At 63.7% G+C, this 1,933-nt stretch carries 2 protein-coding genes and 1 pseudogene; all 3 read right to left on the reverse strand.

The features are described from left to right. A pseudogene (locus EOD07_RS32690) lies at window positions 1-506 on the reverse strand (undecaprenyl-phosphate glucose phosphotransferase); the annotation flags it as partial. A 97-nt stretch (window positions 507-603) separates the two neighbouring features. After that, window positions 604-1,734 (reverse strand): glycosyltransferase, encoded by a 1,131-nt coding sequence (locus EOD07_RS32695; protein ID WP_071036276.1) that lies wholly within the window; start codon window positions 1,732-1,734, stop codon window positions 604-606. A 9-nt stretch (window positions 1,735-1,743) separates the two neighbouring features. Then, the coding region (locus EOD07_RS32700; protein ID WP_206519628.1) for an SLBB domain-containing protein at window positions 1,744-1,933 on the reverse strand (190 nt) is incomplete at its 5' end.

The raw sequence follows: 1,933 nt of genomic DNA on the forward strand, positions 1-1,933 counted from the left end.
GACATCACCAGTCTCAGGCCGAAGATCAGCACGAAACCGACCACGAACCAGGTGCCGAACAGCAGCCGCGAATAGTCTTCCGACGCCTTGATGGCGAAGGCGGTGAGCGCCATCAGCGCGAAACTGCCGGCCCAGACAAGCAGCACCCGCCCGAAATTGGCAAGCGGGCGCATCAGCGCCGCGATCTGGTAGCTGTCGGTGACGTCGAGCAGCACCACGGCCAGGAACGACGTCGCCGCGATCGCCAGCGGATATTGCCAGGCCAGATAGCTGAAGAAGCCGACATAGTAGAAATAGACGCCGAGCCCCGACAGGAAGAGCACCGCGAACTCGACCATGCGCAGCACGCCGCTGACCATGATCGGCGACATCGTATCGCGCCGGTATTGCGAGGCGACCTGGCGCGCCACATCGTTGATGCCGCCGGGCTTTCCGCCATCGGCGGGAGCATCGTAATTGCGCACCGCATCCATGGAAAAGCGGCGCGCGGGGTCGATCTCATTCATGGGAACTGTCCGCGAGCTTCGCGAAACTGCATAGCAAAAGAGAGCTAAGAAAGACTTGAAACAACCGGTGGTTTTGAAGCTGTCGGGCCGGCTGCAGCTATTTGTTCAGCGCCGCGAAATAGGCCTTCTCGATCTCGGCCGCCATCACGTCGGCTCCGAATCGGGCCTTGAGCTCGTCCGTCTGCGGCATCGCCTTGCGGTACGTGTCGCGGTCGCCGAACACTGTTTCCATCTTGCCTGCGAGCTGCGCGGGATCCGGCCGGATCAGGGCAGGGGAGCCGTCGCCAAAGATTTCCGGAATGCCGCCGACCGCGGTCGCGATCATTGGCATGCCGGCGGCCAAAGCCTCGAGCACGATATAGGGCATCGCCTCCGCCCGGGACGGCACAACGATCAACCCGGCCAGAGCGAAAGCTTGTCTCGCCGGCATGGGCGGCAGGAATCGGACATGGCTCTTCAGGCCGAGTCGCTCCACTTGCGCGTGGTAGCGCGGCAGGTCGTCACCGTCGCCGACCATCACGGCGCTCAACGGACGGCCCAACGCGCTGCCGGCCAAGGCCAGGGCGTCGATGAAGATATCCGGGCCTTTCAGGTCGCGCATCATGCCGATGTATAGAAAATCGGCGGCATTCGCCGCCGTCGTCACCGGTTCGAATTCGGCTGCGCGCAGGCCGTTGTAGACAAGCGTGTTGGGTATGGGCGGCTCGCCGACCTTGCGGCGATAGGTGTTGCGCTCATAGTCGGAAACGAACAGCAGGCAGTCGGTGAAGCGCGCCATGAAGCGCTCCAGGCCGAAGAACAGCTTTCCCGTCGCCGTCGTTTCGTCATAGTGGAGGGAGCCGCCATGCGGCGAATAAAGGCGGGCCACGCGAGACCTTGAAACCCGCAACAGTGAGCCGAACAGCCGGGCATAAGCGCCACCCTTGGCGCCATGCCCATGCAGCACGTCCGGCCGCAATTCCTTGATGATTCGATAGGTGCGCCAGGCCGAGGCGAGGTCGCCCGGCCCGACATGACGCTGCATCGGCGTGCGGTGGATGCCGAGCGCGAGGCTGTCCTTCATCGCCTCGAACAGCCGCTCCTCGTAGTCGCCGCCGGTCGTCGAGTCGCAGACGATGCCCACCGCATGGCCGGCGGCGACCTGCGCCTCGGTCAGGTCGCGCACGTGCCGGAAGATTCCTCCGACAGGTGAGCGGAAGCAGTGGACGATCCTGAGATTCACCGCCACGACTGATTTTCAGAACAGGCGTTCGCGGACGTAGACGGTGTCGCCGGGCAGGAGCGGATCGGATGTCAGCACCCGTCCGGTCATCACCTTGCCGTTGATGTCGCGGGTGATGTCGACGCTCTCCTGATTGGCGCGCGGCGTGAAACCGCCGGCAATGGCGACCGCCTTTTGCACCGTGAGTCCCGGCACATAAGAATAC

The sequence above is a fragment of the Mesorhizobium sp. M2C.T.Ca.TU.002.02.1.1 genome (assembly GCF_003997225.1).